26 protein-coding genes and 1 pseudogene are annotated in these 12,934 nt (G+C 40.8%); 26 read left to right on the top strand and 1 reads right to left on the bottom strand.

The window, feature by feature from the left end; translation table 11 throughout:
• The first annotated feature begins 3 nt into the window (after positions 1-3).
• The 26 genes and pseudogenes from rplW to rplQ form a co-directional block, all read left to right on the top strand.
• Positions 4-294 (top strand): 50S ribosomal protein L23, encoded by a 291-nt coding sequence (rplW, locus tag Q1A18_RS11065; RefSeq protein ID WP_299579686.1) that lies wholly within the window; start codon positions 4-6, stop codon positions 292-294.
• 9 nt (positions 295-303) lie between these two features.
• Entirely contained in the window at positions 304-1,128 is an 825-nt protein-coding gene (gene rplB, locus Q1A18_RS11060; protein ID WP_299579683.1) for a 50S ribosomal protein L2, read from the top strand.
• 15 nt (positions 1,129-1,143) lie between these two features.
• Positions 1,144-1,410 (top strand): 30S ribosomal protein S19, encoded by a 267-nt coding sequence (gene rpsS, locus Q1A18_RS11055; protein WP_299579680.1) that lies wholly within the window; start codon positions 1,144-1,146, stop codon positions 1,408-1,410.
• A 37-nt stretch (positions 1,411-1,447) separates the two neighbouring features.
• Positions 1,448-1,861 carry a 50S ribosomal protein L22 gene (gene rplV / locus Q1A18_RS11050; RefSeq protein ID WP_299579677.1) on the top strand — a complete coding sequence of 138 codons (414 nt, stop codon included), beginning with the start codon at positions 1,448-1,450 and terminating at the stop codon, positions 1,859-1,861.
• A gap of 10 nt (positions 1,862-1,871) precedes the next feature.
• Positions 1,872-2,594 carry a 30S ribosomal protein S3 gene (gene rpsC / locus Q1A18_RS11045; RefSeq protein WP_299579674.1) on the top strand — a complete coding sequence of 241 codons (723 nt, stop codon included), beginning with the start codon at positions 1,872-1,874 and terminating at the stop codon, positions 2,592-2,594.
• Positions 2,595-2,620: 26 nt separating this feature from the next.
• Complete coding sequence (gene rplP, locus Q1A18_RS11040; protein WP_299579671.1) at positions 2,621-3,055, top strand: 50S ribosomal protein L16; 435 nt, start codon at positions 2,621-2,623, stop codon at positions 3,053-3,055.
• Between the two features lie 2 nt (positions 3,056-3,057).
• The gene (rpmC, locus tag Q1A18_RS11035) at positions 3,058-3,261 is read left to right on the top strand and encodes a 50S ribosomal protein L29 (protein WP_299579668.1); all 204 of its coding nucleotides are present in this window, start codon (positions 3,058-3,060) and stop codon (positions 3,259-3,261) included.
• 10 nt (positions 3,262-3,271) lie between these two features.
• Positions 3,272-3,529 (top strand): 30S ribosomal protein S17, encoded by a 258-nt coding sequence (gene rpsQ / locus Q1A18_RS11030; RefSeq protein WP_299579665.1) that lies wholly within the window; start codon positions 3,272-3,274, stop codon positions 3,527-3,529.
• A 2-nt stretch (positions 3,530-3,531) separates the two neighbouring features.
• Complete coding sequence (rplN, locus tag Q1A18_RS11025) at positions 3,532-3,897, top strand: 50S ribosomal protein L14 (RefSeq protein ID WP_299579662.1); 366 nt, start codon at positions 3,532-3,534, stop codon at positions 3,895-3,897.
• A 17-nt stretch (positions 3,898-3,914) separates the two neighbouring features.
• The gene (gene rplX, locus Q1A18_RS11020) at positions 3,915-4,238 is read left to right on the top strand and encodes a 50S ribosomal protein L24 (protein ID WP_299579660.1); all 324 of its coding nucleotides are present in this window, start codon (positions 3,915-3,917) and stop codon (positions 4,236-4,238) included.
• Positions 4,238-4,795: a 50S ribosomal protein L5 gene (gene rplE, locus Q1A18_RS11015; protein ID WP_299579657.1), complete on the top strand. Its 558-nt coding sequence runs from the start codon at positions 4,238-4,240 to the stop codon at positions 4,793-4,795. The genes rplX and rplE overlap by 1 nt, the downstream gene beginning before the upstream one ends.
• 3 nt (positions 4,796-4,798) lie before the next feature.
• Positions 4,799-5,068: a 30S ribosomal protein S14 gene (rpsN, locus tag Q1A18_RS11010; RefSeq protein WP_053187487.1), complete on the top strand. Its 270-nt coding sequence runs from the start codon at positions 4,799-4,801 to the stop codon at positions 5,066-5,068.
• Between the two features lie 19 nt (positions 5,069-5,087).
• The gene (gene rpsH / locus Q1A18_RS11005; protein WP_299579651.1) at positions 5,088-5,495 is read left to right on the top strand and encodes a 30S ribosomal protein S8; all 408 of its coding nucleotides are present in this window, start codon (positions 5,088-5,090) and stop codon (positions 5,493-5,495) included.
• 15 nt (positions 5,496-5,510) lie between these two features.
• Entirely contained in the window at positions 5,511-6,068 is a 558-nt protein-coding gene (gene rplF, locus Q1A18_RS11000) for a 50S ribosomal protein L6 (RefSeq protein WP_299579648.1), read from the top strand.
• A 14-nt stretch (positions 6,069-6,082) separates the two neighbouring features.
• Entirely contained in the window at positions 6,083-6,439 is a 357-nt protein-coding gene (gene rplR / locus Q1A18_RS10995) for a 50S ribosomal protein L18 (RefSeq protein WP_299579645.1), read from the top strand.
• Positions 6,440-6,444: 5 nt separating this feature from the next.
• The gene (gene rpsE, locus Q1A18_RS10990; RefSeq protein ID WP_363322889.1) at positions 6,445-6,960 is read left to right on the top strand and encodes a 30S ribosomal protein S5; all 516 of its coding nucleotides are present in this window, start codon (positions 6,445-6,447) and stop codon (positions 6,958-6,960) included.
• Positions 6,961-6,965: 5 nt separating this feature from the next.
• Positions 6,966-7,145 carry a 50S ribosomal protein L30 gene (rpmD, locus tag Q1A18_RS10985; RefSeq protein ID WP_299579642.1) on the top strand — a complete coding sequence of 60 codons (180 nt, stop codon included), beginning with the start codon at positions 6,966-6,968 and terminating at the stop codon, positions 7,143-7,145.
• Positions 7,146-7,165: 20 nt separating this feature from the next.
• Positions 7,166-7,612, top strand: coding sequence for a 50S ribosomal protein L15 (gene rplO, locus Q1A18_RS10980; RefSeq protein ID WP_299579637.1), 447 nt, complete (start codon positions 7,166-7,168; stop codon positions 7,610-7,612).
• A gap of 4 nt (positions 7,613-7,616) precedes the next feature.
• Positions 7,617-8,960 carry a preprotein translocase subunit SecY gene (gene secY, locus Q1A18_RS10975; protein WP_299579634.1) on the top strand — a complete coding sequence of 448 codons (1,344 nt, stop codon included), beginning with the start codon at positions 7,617-7,619 and terminating at the stop codon, positions 8,958-8,960.
• Between the two features lie 40 nt (positions 8,961-9,000).
• Positions 9,001-9,222, top strand: a complete 222-nt coding sequence (gene infA / locus Q1A18_RS10970; protein ID WP_053187509.1) for a translation initiation factor IF-1 — start codon at positions 9,001-9,003, stop codon at positions 9,220-9,222.
• Between the two features lie 11 nt (positions 9,223-9,233).
• Positions 9,234-9,350: a type B 50S ribosomal protein L36 gene (gene ykgO, locus Q1A18_RS10965; RefSeq protein WP_082326576.1), complete on the top strand. Its 117-nt coding sequence runs from the start codon at positions 9,234-9,236 to the stop codon at positions 9,348-9,350.
• A gap of 27 nt (positions 9,351-9,377) precedes the next feature.
• Positions 9,378-9,755 (top strand): 30S ribosomal protein S13, encoded by a 378-nt coding sequence (rpsM, locus tag Q1A18_RS10960; protein ID WP_299579610.1) that lies wholly within the window; start codon positions 9,378-9,380, stop codon positions 9,753-9,755.
• Positions 9,756-9,766: 11 nt separating this feature from the next.
• Entirely contained in the window at positions 9,767-10,156 is a 390-nt protein-coding gene (gene rpsK / locus Q1A18_RS10955; protein ID WP_299579607.1) for a 30S ribosomal protein S11, read from the top strand.
• Between the two features lie 20 nt (positions 10,157-10,176).
• A complete protein-coding gene (gene rpsD / locus Q1A18_RS10950; RefSeq protein WP_299579604.1) occupies positions 10,177-10,785 on the top strand; it encodes a 30S ribosomal protein S4 in 609 nt (202 codons plus the stop codon).
• Between the two features lie 19 nt (positions 10,786-10,804).
• On the top strand, positions 10,805-11,797 hold the full coding sequence (locus Q1A18_RS10945; protein ID WP_299579601.1) for a DNA-directed RNA polymerase subunit alpha: 993 nt from the start codon (positions 10,805-10,807) through the stop codon (positions 11,795-11,797).
• 6 nt (positions 11,798-11,803) lie between these two features.
• Positions 11,804-12,154: pseudogene (rplQ, locus tag Q1A18_RS10940) on the top strand (50S ribosomal protein L17); the annotation flags it as partial.
• A 280-nt stretch (positions 12,155-12,434) separates the two neighbouring features.
• Here the strand turns inward: rplQ and Q1A18_RS10935 are convergent.
• The gene (locus Q1A18_RS10935) at positions 12,435-12,800 is read right to left on the bottom strand and encodes a response regulator (protein ID WP_299579598.1); all 366 of its coding nucleotides are present in this window, start codon (positions 12,798-12,800) and stop codon (positions 12,435-12,437) included.
• Positions 12,801-12,934 lie beyond the last annotated feature (134 nt).

The raw sequence follows: 12,934 nt of genomic DNA, 5'->3' as shown, positions 1-12,934 counted from the left end.
ATAATGGATATTTTGATCAAACCCATAGTGACAGAAAAGATGACGGCACAGAGCGAAAAGTTCAACCGTTATGGATTTGTTGTCCGCAGAGAAGCAGATAAACAAGCGATTAAAAAAGCAGTTGAAGAACTGTACAATGTGAGTGTAGCTTCCGTTAATACCATGGTTTATGGTGGCAAAAACAAAAGCCGCTATACAAAAGCCGGGGTGATTAAGGGAAAAACGGCTGCTTATAAAAAAGCAATCATCACATTGGTAGAAGGAGATACAATTGATTTTTACAGTAATATTTAATAAAACGAAATGGCAGTAAGAAAATTAAAACCAGTTACTCCGGGTCAAAGGCACAAAATTATTGGCGCTTTTGATACCATTACTGCATCAACGCCTGAGAAATCATTGTTGAAGCCCATGCAGAAGTCCGGTGGTCGTAACAGCCAAGGACGCATGACAATGAGGTATATAGGTGGAGGGCACAAGAAGAGATACCGTGCGATTGATTTCAAACGCGAAAAAGACGGTATCCCTGCACGTGTAGAGTCTATTCAGTATGACCCGAACCGCTCAGCCCGTATTGCACTGTTGGTATACGCCGATGGTGAAAAGCGGTACATTTTGTCTCCCAACGGATTGCAGGTTGGACAGACAGTAATGAGCGGATCAGGAATCGCCCCTGAAGTAGGTAACTCAATTCCACTTAAAGAAATCCCTCTAGGTACTATTGTACACAACATTGAGCTTCAACCTGGACAAGGTGGCGTAATGGTGCGAAGTGCAGGAACATATGCACAGTTGACCTCAAGAGAAGGAAAGTACGCAATTGTAAAGTTGCCTTCTGGTGAATCCCGTATGGTACTCGTTACTTGCAAGGCTACAGTTGGAACTGTTGGAAATACGGAACACAACTTAGAAAGATCTGGAAAAGCAGGTCGTTCTCGTTGGTTAGGAAGAAGACCACGCGTACGTGGTGTCGTTATGAACCCGGTTGATCACCCAATGGGTGGTGGTGAAGGCCGTCAGTCAGGAGGACATCCTCGTTCACGCAATGGCTTGTTAGCAAAAGGATTCAAAACTCGTGCTAAGAAAAAAGCTTCCAATAAGTATATTGTAGAAAAACGCAAGAAATAATAAAAGGAGTAGGATATGAGTCGTTCATTAAGAAAAGGCCCATTCATTGCCTATAAGCTTGAGAAAAAAGTTGACGCAATGAATGAAGCAGGAAAAAAGTCAGTTATTAAGACTTGGGCCAGAGCATCAGTAATCTCTCCCGACTTTGTAGGGCACACCATTGCAGTGCATAATGGAAACAAATTTATTCCAGTTTATGTCACAGAAAACATGGTCGGCCATAAGCTTGGCGAATTTGCACCTACAAGAACTTTTAGGGGACATGCCGGAAACAAACGCTAAGGCATGAGAATCTCATTAACTAATAAAAGAAATTACGATGGGTGCTAGAAAAAGAAATAGAGCAAATGAGCTGAAAGAAGCTCGCAAATCACAATACTTTGCGGTATTAAAAGACTGCCCTACTTCTCCAAGAAAAATGAGGCTGGTTGCCGATATGGTTCGCGGAATGGAAGTAAACCGGGCGTTGGATGTCCTGAAGTTTTCCTCAAAAGAAGCTTCACGCAAAGTTGAGAAACTGTTGATGTCAGCCATTGCAAACTGGCAGGCTAAAAACGAGGGAACTCGTTTGGAAGAAAGCAACTTGTATGTGAAAACAATTGCGGTTGATTCAGGACGTATCTTGAAGCGTCTGCGCCCGGCCCCACAAGGCCGTGCACACCGGATTCGCAAGCGTTCAAACCACGTTACAATTTGCGTTGATAGTAAAACTGTAGAAAACGATAACGAATAAATAGTAATACATGGGACAAAAAGTTAATCCAATCGCTAATCGTTTAGGGATCATCCGTGGATGGGATTCCAACTGGTTCGGTGGAAACGACTATGGTGATAAGCTGGTTGAAGATACTAAGATCCGCAAATACTTGAACGCCCGTTTGGCTAAAGCAAGCATTTCACGGATCATTATCGAAAGAACCTTGAAGCTGATTACTATTACAGTTCACACGTCAAGACCTGGTATTATTATTGGCAAAGGTGGTCAGGAAGTCGACAAATTGAAAGAGGAGTTGAAAAAAATCACCAACAAAGAAGTTCAGATCAACATCTTTGAGATTAAAAGACCTGAACTGGATGCCCGTATCGTTGCCAACAATGTTGCACGTCAAATTGAAGGTAAAATTGCTTACCGTCGTGCTACAAAGATGGCCATCGCCTCTACCATGAGAATGGGTGCGCAAGGAATTAAAATTTTAGTATCCGGTCGTTTGAACGGTGCTGAAATGGCGCGCTCTGAAATGTATAAAGACGGTCGTACTCCTTTGCACACGCTGAGAGCTGATATTGATTATGCTTTAGCGGAAGCTTTAACAAAAACCGGTTTGATCGGTGTTAAGGTTTGGATTTGTAAAGGCGAAGTCTACGGAAAACGTGACCTCTCTCCCAACCTCGGACAAAAGAACGCTCAAGGTGGCGGTCCTCGCGGTGGCGGAAGAAGTGGCGGTTTCAAAAAGAGAAGAAAATAATTCGAAAACCTTTTAATTAAAAAAGGATGTTACAGCCGAAAAAAACAAAATTTAGAAGAGTACAAAAAGGACGAATGAAAGGGAATGCCCAACGCGGTACAGAACTTGCATTCGGTTCTTTCGGTATAAAGTCGTTGCAAAGCGCATGGCTTACCGGTCGCCAAATTGAGGCTGCCAGGGTTGCGGTAACTCGTCATATGCAACGTCAGGGTCAAATTTGGATCCGTATTTTCCCAGATAAACCTATTACTAAAAAACCTGCCGAAGTACGGATGGGTAAAGGTAAAGGTGCTCCTGAAGCATTCGTAGCTCCGGTAACTCCCGGTCGTATCTTGATCGAAGCTGATGGCGTTCCATTCGAAATGGCAAAAGAAGCCTTGCGTTTGGCCGCTCAGAAACTTCCGGTAACTACGAAGTTTGTTATTAGACGTGACTATGTTGAATCTATTAAAGAGGATTAAAGATGAAAGCATCAGAAATTAAAGAGTTAACAGACAAGGAAATCCAGGAAAAAATCCAATTGGAGAAAGAAACCTTGGCACGTCTAAATATGAATCATGCAGTTTCTCCGCTGGACAACCCGATGAAAATCAAGGAAGCCCGCAAGAACATTGCACGCCTTCAGACCATCAAGCGTCAGAGGGAATTGAATCAAAATCAGAATTAATTTGTAGTCAATGGAAGCAAGAAATCTGAGAAAAGAGCGTATCGGAGTTGTTGTCAGCGACAATATGGATAAAAGTATTGTTGTAGCGGTGAAGCGTAAAGAAAAGCACCCCATTTACGGAAAATTCGTAAATAAGACAACCAAGTTATACGCCCATGACGAAACAAACACTTGCAGCGTAGGAGATACTGTAAAGATCATGGAAACAAGACCTTTAAGCAGAAGCAAGCGCTGGAGATTAGTTGAAATTATTGAAAGAGCTAAGTAATCATGATACAACAGGAATCAAGATGTGCAGTTGCCGATAACAGTGGTGCCAGAGAAGTTCTTTGTATCCGTGTTTTAGGCGGAACAAAGAAACGTTACGCATCAATTGGCGATAAAGTGGTTGTTACTGTAAAAAATGCAATCGCTGGAAGTGATATGAAAAAAGGAACTGTGTCAAAGGCCATCGTTGTTCGCACTAAAAAGGAAGTACGTCGTCAGGATGGATCTTACATCCGCTTTGATGATAATGCAGTCGTTTTATTGAACAACACTGGAGAGATGCGCGGAACCCGTATTTTTGGCCCTGTTGCAAGGGAACTTCGTGATAAAAACATGAAAATTATTTCGCTTGCACCTGAAGTGCTTTAATGCATAAATTAAACAAAATGCAGACAAAATTACACATTAAAAAAGGTGACACCGTTGTTGTTATTGCCGGTAACTATAAAGGTCAGCAAGGCAAAGTTCTCGAAGTAATTCGGGAAAAAACCAGAGCAATTGTGGAGGGTGTTAATATGGTTAAAAAACATACCAAACCCAACGCGGAAAATCCGCAGGGAGGTATTGTTGAAAAGGAAGCACCAATCCACCTGTCAAACCTAATGCATGTTGACCCAAAAGAGGGCGGCAAAACACGCATTGGGCGTAAGCTCGGAAGCAATGGTAAACTAGTACGTTATTCAAAAAAATCTGGAGAGGAGATTAAGTAATGGCTTATACACCAACACTTAAGAAGAAATATTCGGAAGAAATCATTCCTGCGTTAGCTAAGGAATTTGATTATAAATCTGTTATGCAGGTTCCGAAATTGGAGAAAATTGTTCTTAACCAGGGTGTTGGAGCTGCTATCGCGGACAAAAAAATCATTGAAGTTGCCACTGAGGAAATGACAATGATTGCCGGTCAAAAAGCAGTCCAAACCAAATCAAAGAAGGACATCTCCAACTTTAAACTGAGGAAAAAAATGCCCATCGGTGTCCGTGTGACACTGAGAAAAGAAAGAATGTATGAATTTCTTGAGCGGCTAATCAATATCTCGTTGCCACGTATTCGTGACTTCCGCGGTATTGAAAGTAAAATGGACGGACAAGGCAACTACACCCTTGGAATTCCAGAACAAATTATTTTTCCTGAGATCAACATTGACAAGGTTAACCGTATTAACGGTATGAACATTACTTTTGTAACCTCTGCGAGCACGGATGAAGAAGGTTTTGCCTTGTTGAAAGAGTTAGGTTTACCTTTTAAAAACGTAAAAAAGAACTAAGTTATGGCTAAAGAATCAATGAAAGCCCGCGAGGTAAAAAGGGCAAAACTTGTTGAAAAATACGCCGAAAAAAGGGCCCAGCTCAAAGCTGAAGGTGATTATGAAGGTTTGCAGAAATTACCTAAAAACTCGTCTAAGGTACGGATGCACAACCGTTGTAAACTAACCGGACGTCCAAAAGGTTATATGCGCCAATTCGGAATTAGCCGGATTAACTTCCGCGAAATGGCCTCAGAAGGTCTGATTCCCGGTGTTAAGAAAGCAAGTTGGTAAACTATTAAGTACAAAAGTAATGAGTAAAATTACAGACCCGATAGCAGATTTTTTAACCCGCGTGCGTAACGCTCAGGCAGCAAAGCACCGCGTGGTTGATATTCCTGCTTCAAACATAAAAAAAGAAATTACCAAAATCTTAAAAGATAAAGGGTATATTTTGAACTACAAGTTTGAAGATGATGTGAATTTCCAGGGCAACATTAAAATTGCTTTGAAATATCATCCTGAAACAAAACAACCAGCTATAAAATCCATCAAACGGATTAGTAAACCTGGTTTGAGACAGTACTGCGACAGCGAGAATATTCCTCGTGTACTTAACGGCCTGGGAGTTGCTATTATTTCTACCTCAAAGGGTGTGATTTCTGACAAAGAGGCACGCGACCTGAATGTAGGTGGTGAAGTTTTATGTTACGTTTATTAATAAGGAGGAATAGTAATGTCAAGGATAGGTAAATTACCAATCGAACTACCAGCCGGAGTAACCGTTACTGTGAGCCCGGAAAACGTGGTGACAGTGAAAGGGAAATTAGGCGAACTTTCGCAAAAGGTAGATCCCGAAATGGAAGTAGCTGTTGAAGAAAACCAAATCTTGGTAAAACGCCCAACTGAACAAAAAAGACACCGTGCCCTGCACGGCCTTTACCGTTCATTGGTCAACAACATGGTTGTTGGAGTTTCTCAAGGCTATGAAATTAAGTTGGAACTTGTAGGTGTTGGTTACCGTGCAGAAAATCAAGGACAATTGTTGGACTTGGTTTTAGGACATTCTCACCACACGTACCTGAATCTTCCAGACGAAGTTAAAGTTGAAGCTGTTACTGATAAACGTAACAACCCGACTGTAACTTTGAAAAGCTGTGACAAACAGTTGGTCGGCCAGGTAGCTGCGAAGATACGCTCATTCAGAGCACCAGAACCATACAAAGGAAAAGGTGTGAAGTTTGTCGGTGAAGAATTAAGACGTAAAGCTGGTAAATCAGCCTCTGCTAAATAGTAAAATTTGAAACCATGGCTTTAACGAAACAACAAAGAAGATATAGAATTAAAAAGAGAATCCGGAAAATCGTTACCGGAACTTCTGAAAGACCTCGTTTGAGTGTATTTAGAAGTAACAAGCAAATTTATGCCCAATTGGTCAATGACCTGGATGGTACGACTTTGCTTTCAATCTCTTCATTGAATAAAGAAATCAGCGAAAAAGAAGGCAATAAAGTAGAACAAGCTGCTTTGGTTGGAAAAGCATTAGCTGAAAAAGCAAAAGCAGCCGGAATCGAAAATGTTGTGTTCGATCGTAACGGATATTTATATCACGGTAGAGTAAAACAATTAGCTGAAGCTGCCCGTGAAGGTGGCCTTAAATTTTAATGATTATGGCAGGAAGTATTAAGAAAGTCAAAACAACTGACATTGAACTTAAGGACCGTTTGGTTGCAATTAACCGTGTAACCAAAGTGACCAAAGGGGGTAGAACTTTCAGCTTTTCAGCAATCGTTGTTGTCGGAAACGAAGACGGAATTGTTGGATGGGGACTTGGTAAAGCAAGTGAAGTCACTACCGCGATTGCAAAAGGAGTTGATGCTGCGAAGAAGAATTTAGTGAAAATTCCTGTTCACAAAGGAACAATCCCTCATGAGCAAATCGCCAAATTTGGTGGAGCCCGTGTTTTCCTGAAACCTGCAACATCAGGTACCGGAGTAAAAGCCGGTGGTGCGATGCGTGCCGTACTGGAGAGCGTTGGTATTAACGACATCCTTGCGAAATCAAAAGGATCGTCAAACCCTCATAACCTGGTTAAAGCAACCTTCAATGCATTGCTCGAACTGAGAGATGCCCGCACTGTTGCTGAACACCGTGGAGTTTCTTTAGAAAAAGTATTTAAAGGATAGGAACTATGGCTAAGATTAGAATCACACAAGTAAAAAGCAAAATTGGTTCCAATAAAGTGCAGAAAGCAACAATTGAAGCACTTGGAATTAAGAAGATGAACCACTTTGTAGAAAAAGAAGCCACTCCTCAGATTTTAGGTATGGTGAGCAAAGTGAGCCATTTGGTGAAAGTTGAAGAAATTTAAAATAGTTTAAGCTAAAAATTATGGATTTAAGTAATCTTAAACCTGCAGCAGGATCCGTAAAAAAAGATAAGCGTATTGGTCGTGGCCAAGGCTCCGGACGTGGTGGTACATCCACACGTGGTCATAAAGGAGCTCAGTCAAGATCAGGATATAGCCGTACACGCGGTTTCGAAGGCGGTCAAATGCCTTTGCAACGTGTTGTACCAAAATTCGGATTCAAGAACATTAACAGGATAGAATATAAAGCCATCAACTTGGATACATTGCAAAAACTGGCAGAAAGCAAATCGCTTACTGCCATTGACGTGCAAACCATCGTTGATGCCGGTCTGGCTGCTAAAAATGACCGGGTGAAGATTTTAGGAAATGGCGAATTGAAGTTGAAGTTAGAGGTGAAAGCACATGCCTTTTCTAATTCCGCAAAAGCAGCTATCGAAAAACTAGAAGGAACCACAGAAACACTCTAACCTGATGAAAAAATTTATCGAAACCCTAAAGAATATTTATAAGATTGAAGACCTGAGGTCTCGTTTGGGAATTACACTATTCTTTCTTTTAATATACCGATTAGGATCGTTTGTTGCATTACCTGGTATTGACCCCGCACAGCTGGGCGAGTTGAAAAACCAAACCTCAGATGGGTTGCTGGGGTTACTGGACATGTTTTCAGGGGGAGCATTCTCAAACGCATCTATTTTCGCTTTAGGGATTATGCCTTACATTTCAGCTTCCATTGTAATTCAGTTGATGGGAATAGCCGTCCCATATTTCCAGCGGTTACAAAAAGAAGGGGAATCAGGAAGAAGAAAGATCAATCAAATTACCCGTTATTTAACGGTTGTGATCTTAATCTTCCAGGCACCTGCGTATCTTGCTAATTTAACATTTCAGTTACCAGCAGAAGCCTTTGCAGTTAGCGGCTGGATGTTCAAAGTAACATCAACAATTATTTTGACTGCCGGGTCGATGTTTGTGATGTGGTTAGGAGAACGCATTACCGATAAAGGAATAGGGAACGGGATTTCATTGATTATCATGATTGGTATTATTGCCCGACTGCCTTTCTCTGTTTTTGCCGAGTTTATTAGCCGGCTCGAACAGCAAGGCGGGGGCATGGTCATGTTCCTGGTAGAGTTTGTTGTTTTGTTTGTTGTATTTATGCTCACCATTCTGCTGGTACAAGGTACCCGCAGAATTCCGGTGCAGTATGCTAAACGAATAGTAGGCAACAAACAATACGGAGGAGTACGTCAGTATATCCCGTTGAAAGTGAATGCCGCCGGAGTTATGCCAATTATCTTCGCGCAGGCAATCATGTTTGTTCCAATTACTCTGGTAGGTTTTACCAATTCAGACAGTATGAGCGGTTTTGCGGCTGCATTTTCTGATCACACTGGGTTTTGGTATAACTTTTCTCAATTTGTACTGGTGATATTGTTTACGTATTTTTATACAGCGATTACAATCAATCCGGTTCAAATGGCCGAAGATATGAAGAAGAATGGTGGTTTTATTCCAGGTGTTAAACCCGGAAAACGGACTGTAGAGTTCTTAGATACCGTGATGTCTCGTATTACACTGCCAGGATCTATTTTCCTTGGGATTGTAACTATTTTGCCAGCTTTTGCAATGATTGCCGGAATTAACACTCAGTTTGCCTACTTTTTTGGAGGTACCTCGTTGTTGATTTTGGTGGGTGTTGTTTTGGATACTTTACAGCAAATTGAAAGTCATTTGTTGATGCGTCACTATGACGGACTGATGAAATCAGGGCGGATTAAAGGACGTACCGGCGGAGCTGGTTCAATGATGTAATCTATAACAAACAAGCAAAAGAATTTAAACGAAAATTTTTATGGCAAAACAGCCTTCGATAGAACAAGACGGAACAATCATTGAAGCATTATCAAATGCCATGTTTCGAGTTGAACTCGAAAACGGGCACGTGATAACAGCACATATCTCTGGTAAAATGCGTATGCATTATATCAAAATTCTTCCAGGAGATAAAGTTAAAGTGGAGATGTCTCCCTACGACTTAACCAAAGGAAGGATTACTTTTAGATATAAAAATTAAAGTACGAAATAATGAAAGTAAGAACATCCATTAAAAAACGCAGTGCCGAGTGCAAAATTGTGCGCAGAAAAGGCCGTTTGTATGTGATCAACAAAAAGAATCCAAAGTTCAAACAGCGTCAAGGATAATTAATTAACTTTGTAAAAAATTTATTTATGGCTCGTATTGTTGGAGTTGATATTCCTAATAATAAAAGAGGAGAAGTTGCACTGACTTATATTTATGGCATTGGCCGTAGTCGTGCGAATAAAGTCCTCGCTACAGCTGGTGTTGATGCAAATTTGAAAGTACAGGATTGGACTGATGATCAATTCGCTGCTATTCGCAAAACCATCAACGAAAGCTTTAAGGTTGAAGGCGAATTACGTTCTGAAAACCAACTGAACATCAAACGACTGATGGATATCGGTTGTTACCGTGGCATTCGCCACCGGATTGGTCTTCCTGTTCGCGGGCAAAGCACTAAAAACAATGCTCGTACGCGTAAAGGAAGAAAGAAAACTGTAGCTAATAAGAAAAAAGCCACTAAATAATTAATTGAATTATGGCAAAAAAGACAAGTTCCAGTCGGAAAAGAGTTGTTAACGTTGAAGCTACTGGCCAAGCGCATATTCATTCTTCATTCAATAATATCATTATCTCACTGACCAATAACAACGGAGAAGTAATCTCTTGGTCATCAGCAGGTAAAAAAGGATTTAGAGGATCGAAAAAGAATACACCTTATGCTGCCCAGGTAGCCTCTGAAGAATGTGCAAAAACTGCATATGATCTAGGACTCAGAAAAGTAAAAGTATTTGTGAAGGGCCCCGGAAACGGTCGCGAATCTGCTATTCGAGCCATTAATAGTGTGGGTATTCAAGTGAGTGAAATCGTTGATGTGACACCATTGCCACACAATGGTTGCCGCCCATCTAAAAGAAGACGTGTTTAATTTTTTTTAACGAAAAAGTAATGGCAAGATATACAGGACCCAAAACAAGAATTGCCCGAAAATTTGGTGAACCAATTTTCGGACCCGATAAAGTACTTGAGAAAAAGAACTATCCTCCAGGTATGCATGGGCAAACTGGCCGCAGACGTAAAAAGTCTGAGTACGGTGTCCAGTTGATGGAAAAACAAAAGGCGAAATATACTTACGGTGTTTTAGAGAAGCAATTCTCAAACCTGTTTAAAAAAGCATCAGCATCTAAAGGTGTTACCGGTGAGGTATTGCTGCAGTTGCTCGAAGCCAGATTGGATAACGTGGTTTACCGTTTGGGATTAGCTGCTACCAGAGCAGGAGCTCGTCAGTTGGTTACCCACAAACACATCATGGTTAACGGAGAACTAGTTAATATTCCTTCATACCAACTTCGCCCGGGAGATATCGTTAGTGTGCGCGAAAAATCAAAATCATTGGAAGTAATTACCAATGCCTTGACTTCGCATCGCTACAATAAATTCGCTTGGTTGGAGTGGGATGGTGCCCAAATGAGCGGTAAATTTTTAAATCGCCCAGAACGGGAAGAAATTCCTGAAAATATCAAAGAACAACTGATTGTAGAGTTGTATTCTAAATAATAAATTACTCAGTATTATTATGGCAATATTAGCGTTCCAAAAACCTGACAAAGTAATAATGGTTGAATCCGATGAGAAATTCGGTAAATTCGAATTTCGTCCGTTGGAGCCCGGTTATGGTATCACAATCGGTAATGCTCTTCGTCGGATCCTGTTATCGTCTTTGGAGGGTTATGCAATTACAACGCTCAAAATTGAAGGCGTTGATCATGAATTTGCGACCATTAAAGGAGTGATGGAAGATGTAACTGAAATCATTCTGAATCTGAAGCAAATTCGGTTCAAACGCGAAGTTGAAGATTTTGATAGCGAGAAAGTTTCTATTTCTATTAGCGGTCAGGAAGAATTTACTGCTGGTGACATCAACAAGTTTATGACTGGTTTCCGGGTTTTGAATCCTGAATTGGTAATTTGCCGGATGGAAGCTGATGTTAAATTGCAGGTGGAATTAACAATCAACAAAGGGCGAGGCTATGTTCCCAGCGCTGAAAATAAGCCTGTAGATGCTGAGTTTGGTTTAATTCCGATTGACTCCATCTTCACACCAATCAAAAATGTGAAGTATGCTGTTGAGAACTATCGTGTAGAGCAGAAAACCGACTACGAAAAGTTGGTTCTCGACATCAACACCGATGGTTCAATTCATCCTAAAGATGCTTTGAAAGAAGCGGCAAAAATTCTGATTTATCACTTCATGCTATTCTCTGACGAAAAGATTACACTCGACTCGGATGAGAAATTTGCCAACGAAGAGTTTGATGAGGAAGTATTGCACATGCGTCAATTGCTGAAAACAAAATTAGTGGACATGGATCTTTCGGTTCGTGCGCTGAACTGTTTGAAAGCGGCTGACGTGGAAACTCTGGGAGAATTGGTTACCTACAATCGCAATGATTTGCTGAAGTTCAGAAACTTTGGTAAGAAATCATTGACCGAGTTGGATGACCTGTTGAATGGCATGAACCTGACATTCGGAATGGATATAAGTAAGTATAAACTTGACAAGGAATAAGCACAAATGAGACATAATAAAAAATTCAACCATCTTGGAAGGAAAAGTGCTCATCGGAAGGCGATGCTGTCAAACATGGCAAACTCGTTAATTCTTCACAAGCGGATTACCACAACGGTAGCCAAAGCAAAAGCACTGCGGATGTATGTTGAACCGCTTATTACAAAAGCAAAAAACGATACTACGCACTCACGTCGTATGGTTTTTAGCGTCTTGAAAAGCAAAACGGCTGTTGCCGAACTTTTCAGAGATGTGGCAGAAAAAGTAGGCGATCGTCCGGGTGGATACACTCGGATCCTGAAAACAGGAAACCGTTTAGGAGACAACGCAGAAATGTGTATTATCGAATTGGTTGATTACAATGAAAACTTGTTGTCAGCGAAAGAAGATAAAAGCAAAAAACGTCGTTCTCGTCGCGGTGGTTCAAAAGCAAAAGCAACTGAAGCAACTGCAACTCCTGAAAAAGAAGAAGTTGTTGTTGAAGAAGCAAAAGCAGAAGAGCCAGCAGCTGAGGAAACAAAAGCTGAGGATGAAGAAAAGAAGGCTGAATAATTCCGATTATCAGACAACTAAAATAAAAAGAGCTGGCCATATGGTCAGCTCTTCTTTTTTTCACGAATGCTAATTTTACCTGGAATTAATTACCAAGGTAATATTCTAATTTCTCTTTCAGTAGATTAACTTGAATTGGTTTGATGAGATAATCATTCGCCCCAAAAGTCAGGCAGCGTTGCCGGTCATCATCATCACTACTGGTGGTGCAGAAAATAATTGGGGTTTGCTTGTTGATATTGGTCCCAAGCGATCTGATTTGACGGGTTGTTTCTGCACCATCAAGGAGGGGCATCCACAAGTCCATTAAGATTAAGTCGTACTTGATACTTTGCGTTAAATGTAAGGCTTCATCTCCTCCACTGGCCATATCAATCTCGTACTCATTTCTTAAAGAGTAAAACAAAAATTTGAGGTTGATGGGGTTATCATCTACAACTAAGATCTTCAAACCTATTCTATTTTAGTCCATATAAATACTCGATTAAAGGTAGCTATATATGTATTGAATTTCCGTTACTTTTGCTAATTGAGATTTGGCTTATGCTAGCTGAATAGATGGATTGGATTAAATATTAAGAAACA

It is taken from the genome of uncultured Sunxiuqinia sp., from assembly GCF_947495665.1.
GTDB classification, from domain to species: domain Bacteria; phylum Bacteroidota; class Bacteroidia; order Bacteroidales; family Prolixibacteraceae; genus Sunxiuqinia; species Sunxiuqinia rutila.
This window is presented reverse-complemented; position numbering and strand designations above follow the sequence as displayed.

Bases quoted from the DNA above. Each gene is read 5' to 3' on its own strand.
- rpsD (WP_299579604.1), top strand. From the start codon at position 10,177: ATGGCAAGATATACAGGACCCAAAACAAGAATTGCCCGAAAATTTGGT.
- rplR (WP_299579645.1), top strand. From the start codon at position 6,083: ATGGCTTTAACGAAACAACAAAGAAGATATAGAATTAAAAAGAGAATC.
- rplO (WP_299579637.1), top strand. From the start codon at position 7,166: ATGGATTTAAGTAATCTTAAACCTGCAGCAGGATCCGTAAAAAAAGAT.
- infA (WP_053187509.1), top strand. From the start codon at position 9,001: ATGGCAAAACAGCCTTCGATAGAACAAGACGGAACAATCATTGAAGCA.
- rplP (WP_299579671.1), top strand. From the start codon at position 2,621: ATGTTACAGCCGAAAAAAACAAAATTTAGAAGAGTACAAAAAGGACGA.
- rplX (WP_299579660.1), top strand. From the start codon at position 3,915: ATGCAGACAAAATTACACATTAAAAAAGGTGACACCGTTGTTGTTATT.
- rpsK (WP_299579607.1), top strand. From the start codon at position 9,767: ATGGCAAAAAAGACAAGTTCCAGTCGGAAAAGAGTTGTTAACGTTGAA.
- rplB (WP_299579683.1), top strand. From the start codon at position 304: ATGGCAGTAAGAAAATTAAAACCAGTTACTCCGGGTCAAAGGCACAAA.
- rpmC (WP_299579668.1), top strand. From the start codon at position 3,058: ATGAAAGCATCAGAAATTAAAGAGTTAACAGACAAGGAAATCCAGGAA.
- Q1A18_RS10945 (WP_299579601.1), top strand. From the start codon at position 10,805: ATGGCAATATTAGCGTTCCAAAAACCTGACAAAGTAATAATGGTTGAA.
- rpmD (WP_299579642.1), top strand. From the start codon at position 6,966: ATGGCTAAGATTAGAATCACACAAGTAAAAAGCAAAATTGGTTCCAAT.
- rpsE (WP_363322889.1), top strand. From the start codon at position 6,445: ATGGCAGGAAGTATTAAGAAAGTCAAAACAACTGACATTGAACTTAAG.
- rpsS (WP_299579680.1), top strand. From the start codon at position 1,144: ATGAGTCGTTCATTAAGAAAAGGCCCATTCATTGCCTATAAGCTTGAG.
- rplN (WP_299579662.1), top strand. From the start codon at position 3,532: ATGATACAACAGGAATCAAGATGTGCAGTTGCCGATAACAGTGGTGCC.
- rpsN (WP_053187487.1), top strand. From the start codon at position 4,799: ATGGCTAAAGAATCAATGAAAGCCCGCGAGGTAAAAAGGGCAAAACTT.
- rplV (WP_299579677.1), top strand. From the start codon at position 1,448: ATGGGTGCTAGAAAAAGAAATAGAGCAAATGAGCTGAAAGAAGCTCGC.
- rplF (WP_299579648.1), top strand. From the start codon at position 5,511: ATGTCAAGGATAGGTAAATTACCAATCGAACTACCAGCCGGAGTAACC.
- rpsM (WP_299579610.1), top strand. From the start codon at position 9,378: ATGGCTCGTATTGTTGGAGTTGATATTCCTAATAATAAAAGAGGAGAA.
- rplE (WP_299579657.1), top strand. From the start codon at position 4,238: ATGGCTTATACACCAACACTTAAGAAGAAATATTCGGAAGAAATCATT.
- rplW (WP_299579686.1), top strand. From the start codon at position 4: ATGGATATTTTGATCAAACCCATAGTGACAGAAAAGATGACGGCACAG.
- ykgO (WP_082326576.1), top strand. From the start codon at position 9,234: ATGAAAGTAAGAACATCCATTAAAAAACGCAGTGCCGAGTGCAAAATT.
- secY (WP_299579634.1), top strand. From the start codon at position 7,617: ATGAAAAAATTTATCGAAACCCTAAAGAATATTTATAAGATTGAAGAC.
- rpsC (WP_299579674.1), top strand. From the start codon at position 1,872: ATGGGACAAAAAGTTAATCCAATCGCTAATCGTTTAGGGATCATCCGT.
- rpsQ (WP_299579665.1), top strand. From the start codon at position 3,272: ATGGAAGCAAGAAATCTGAGAAAAGAGCGTATCGGAGTTGTTGTCAGC.
- rpsH (WP_299579651.1), top strand. From the start codon at position 5,088: ATGAGTAAAATTACAGACCCGATAGCAGATTTTTTAACCCGCGTGCGT.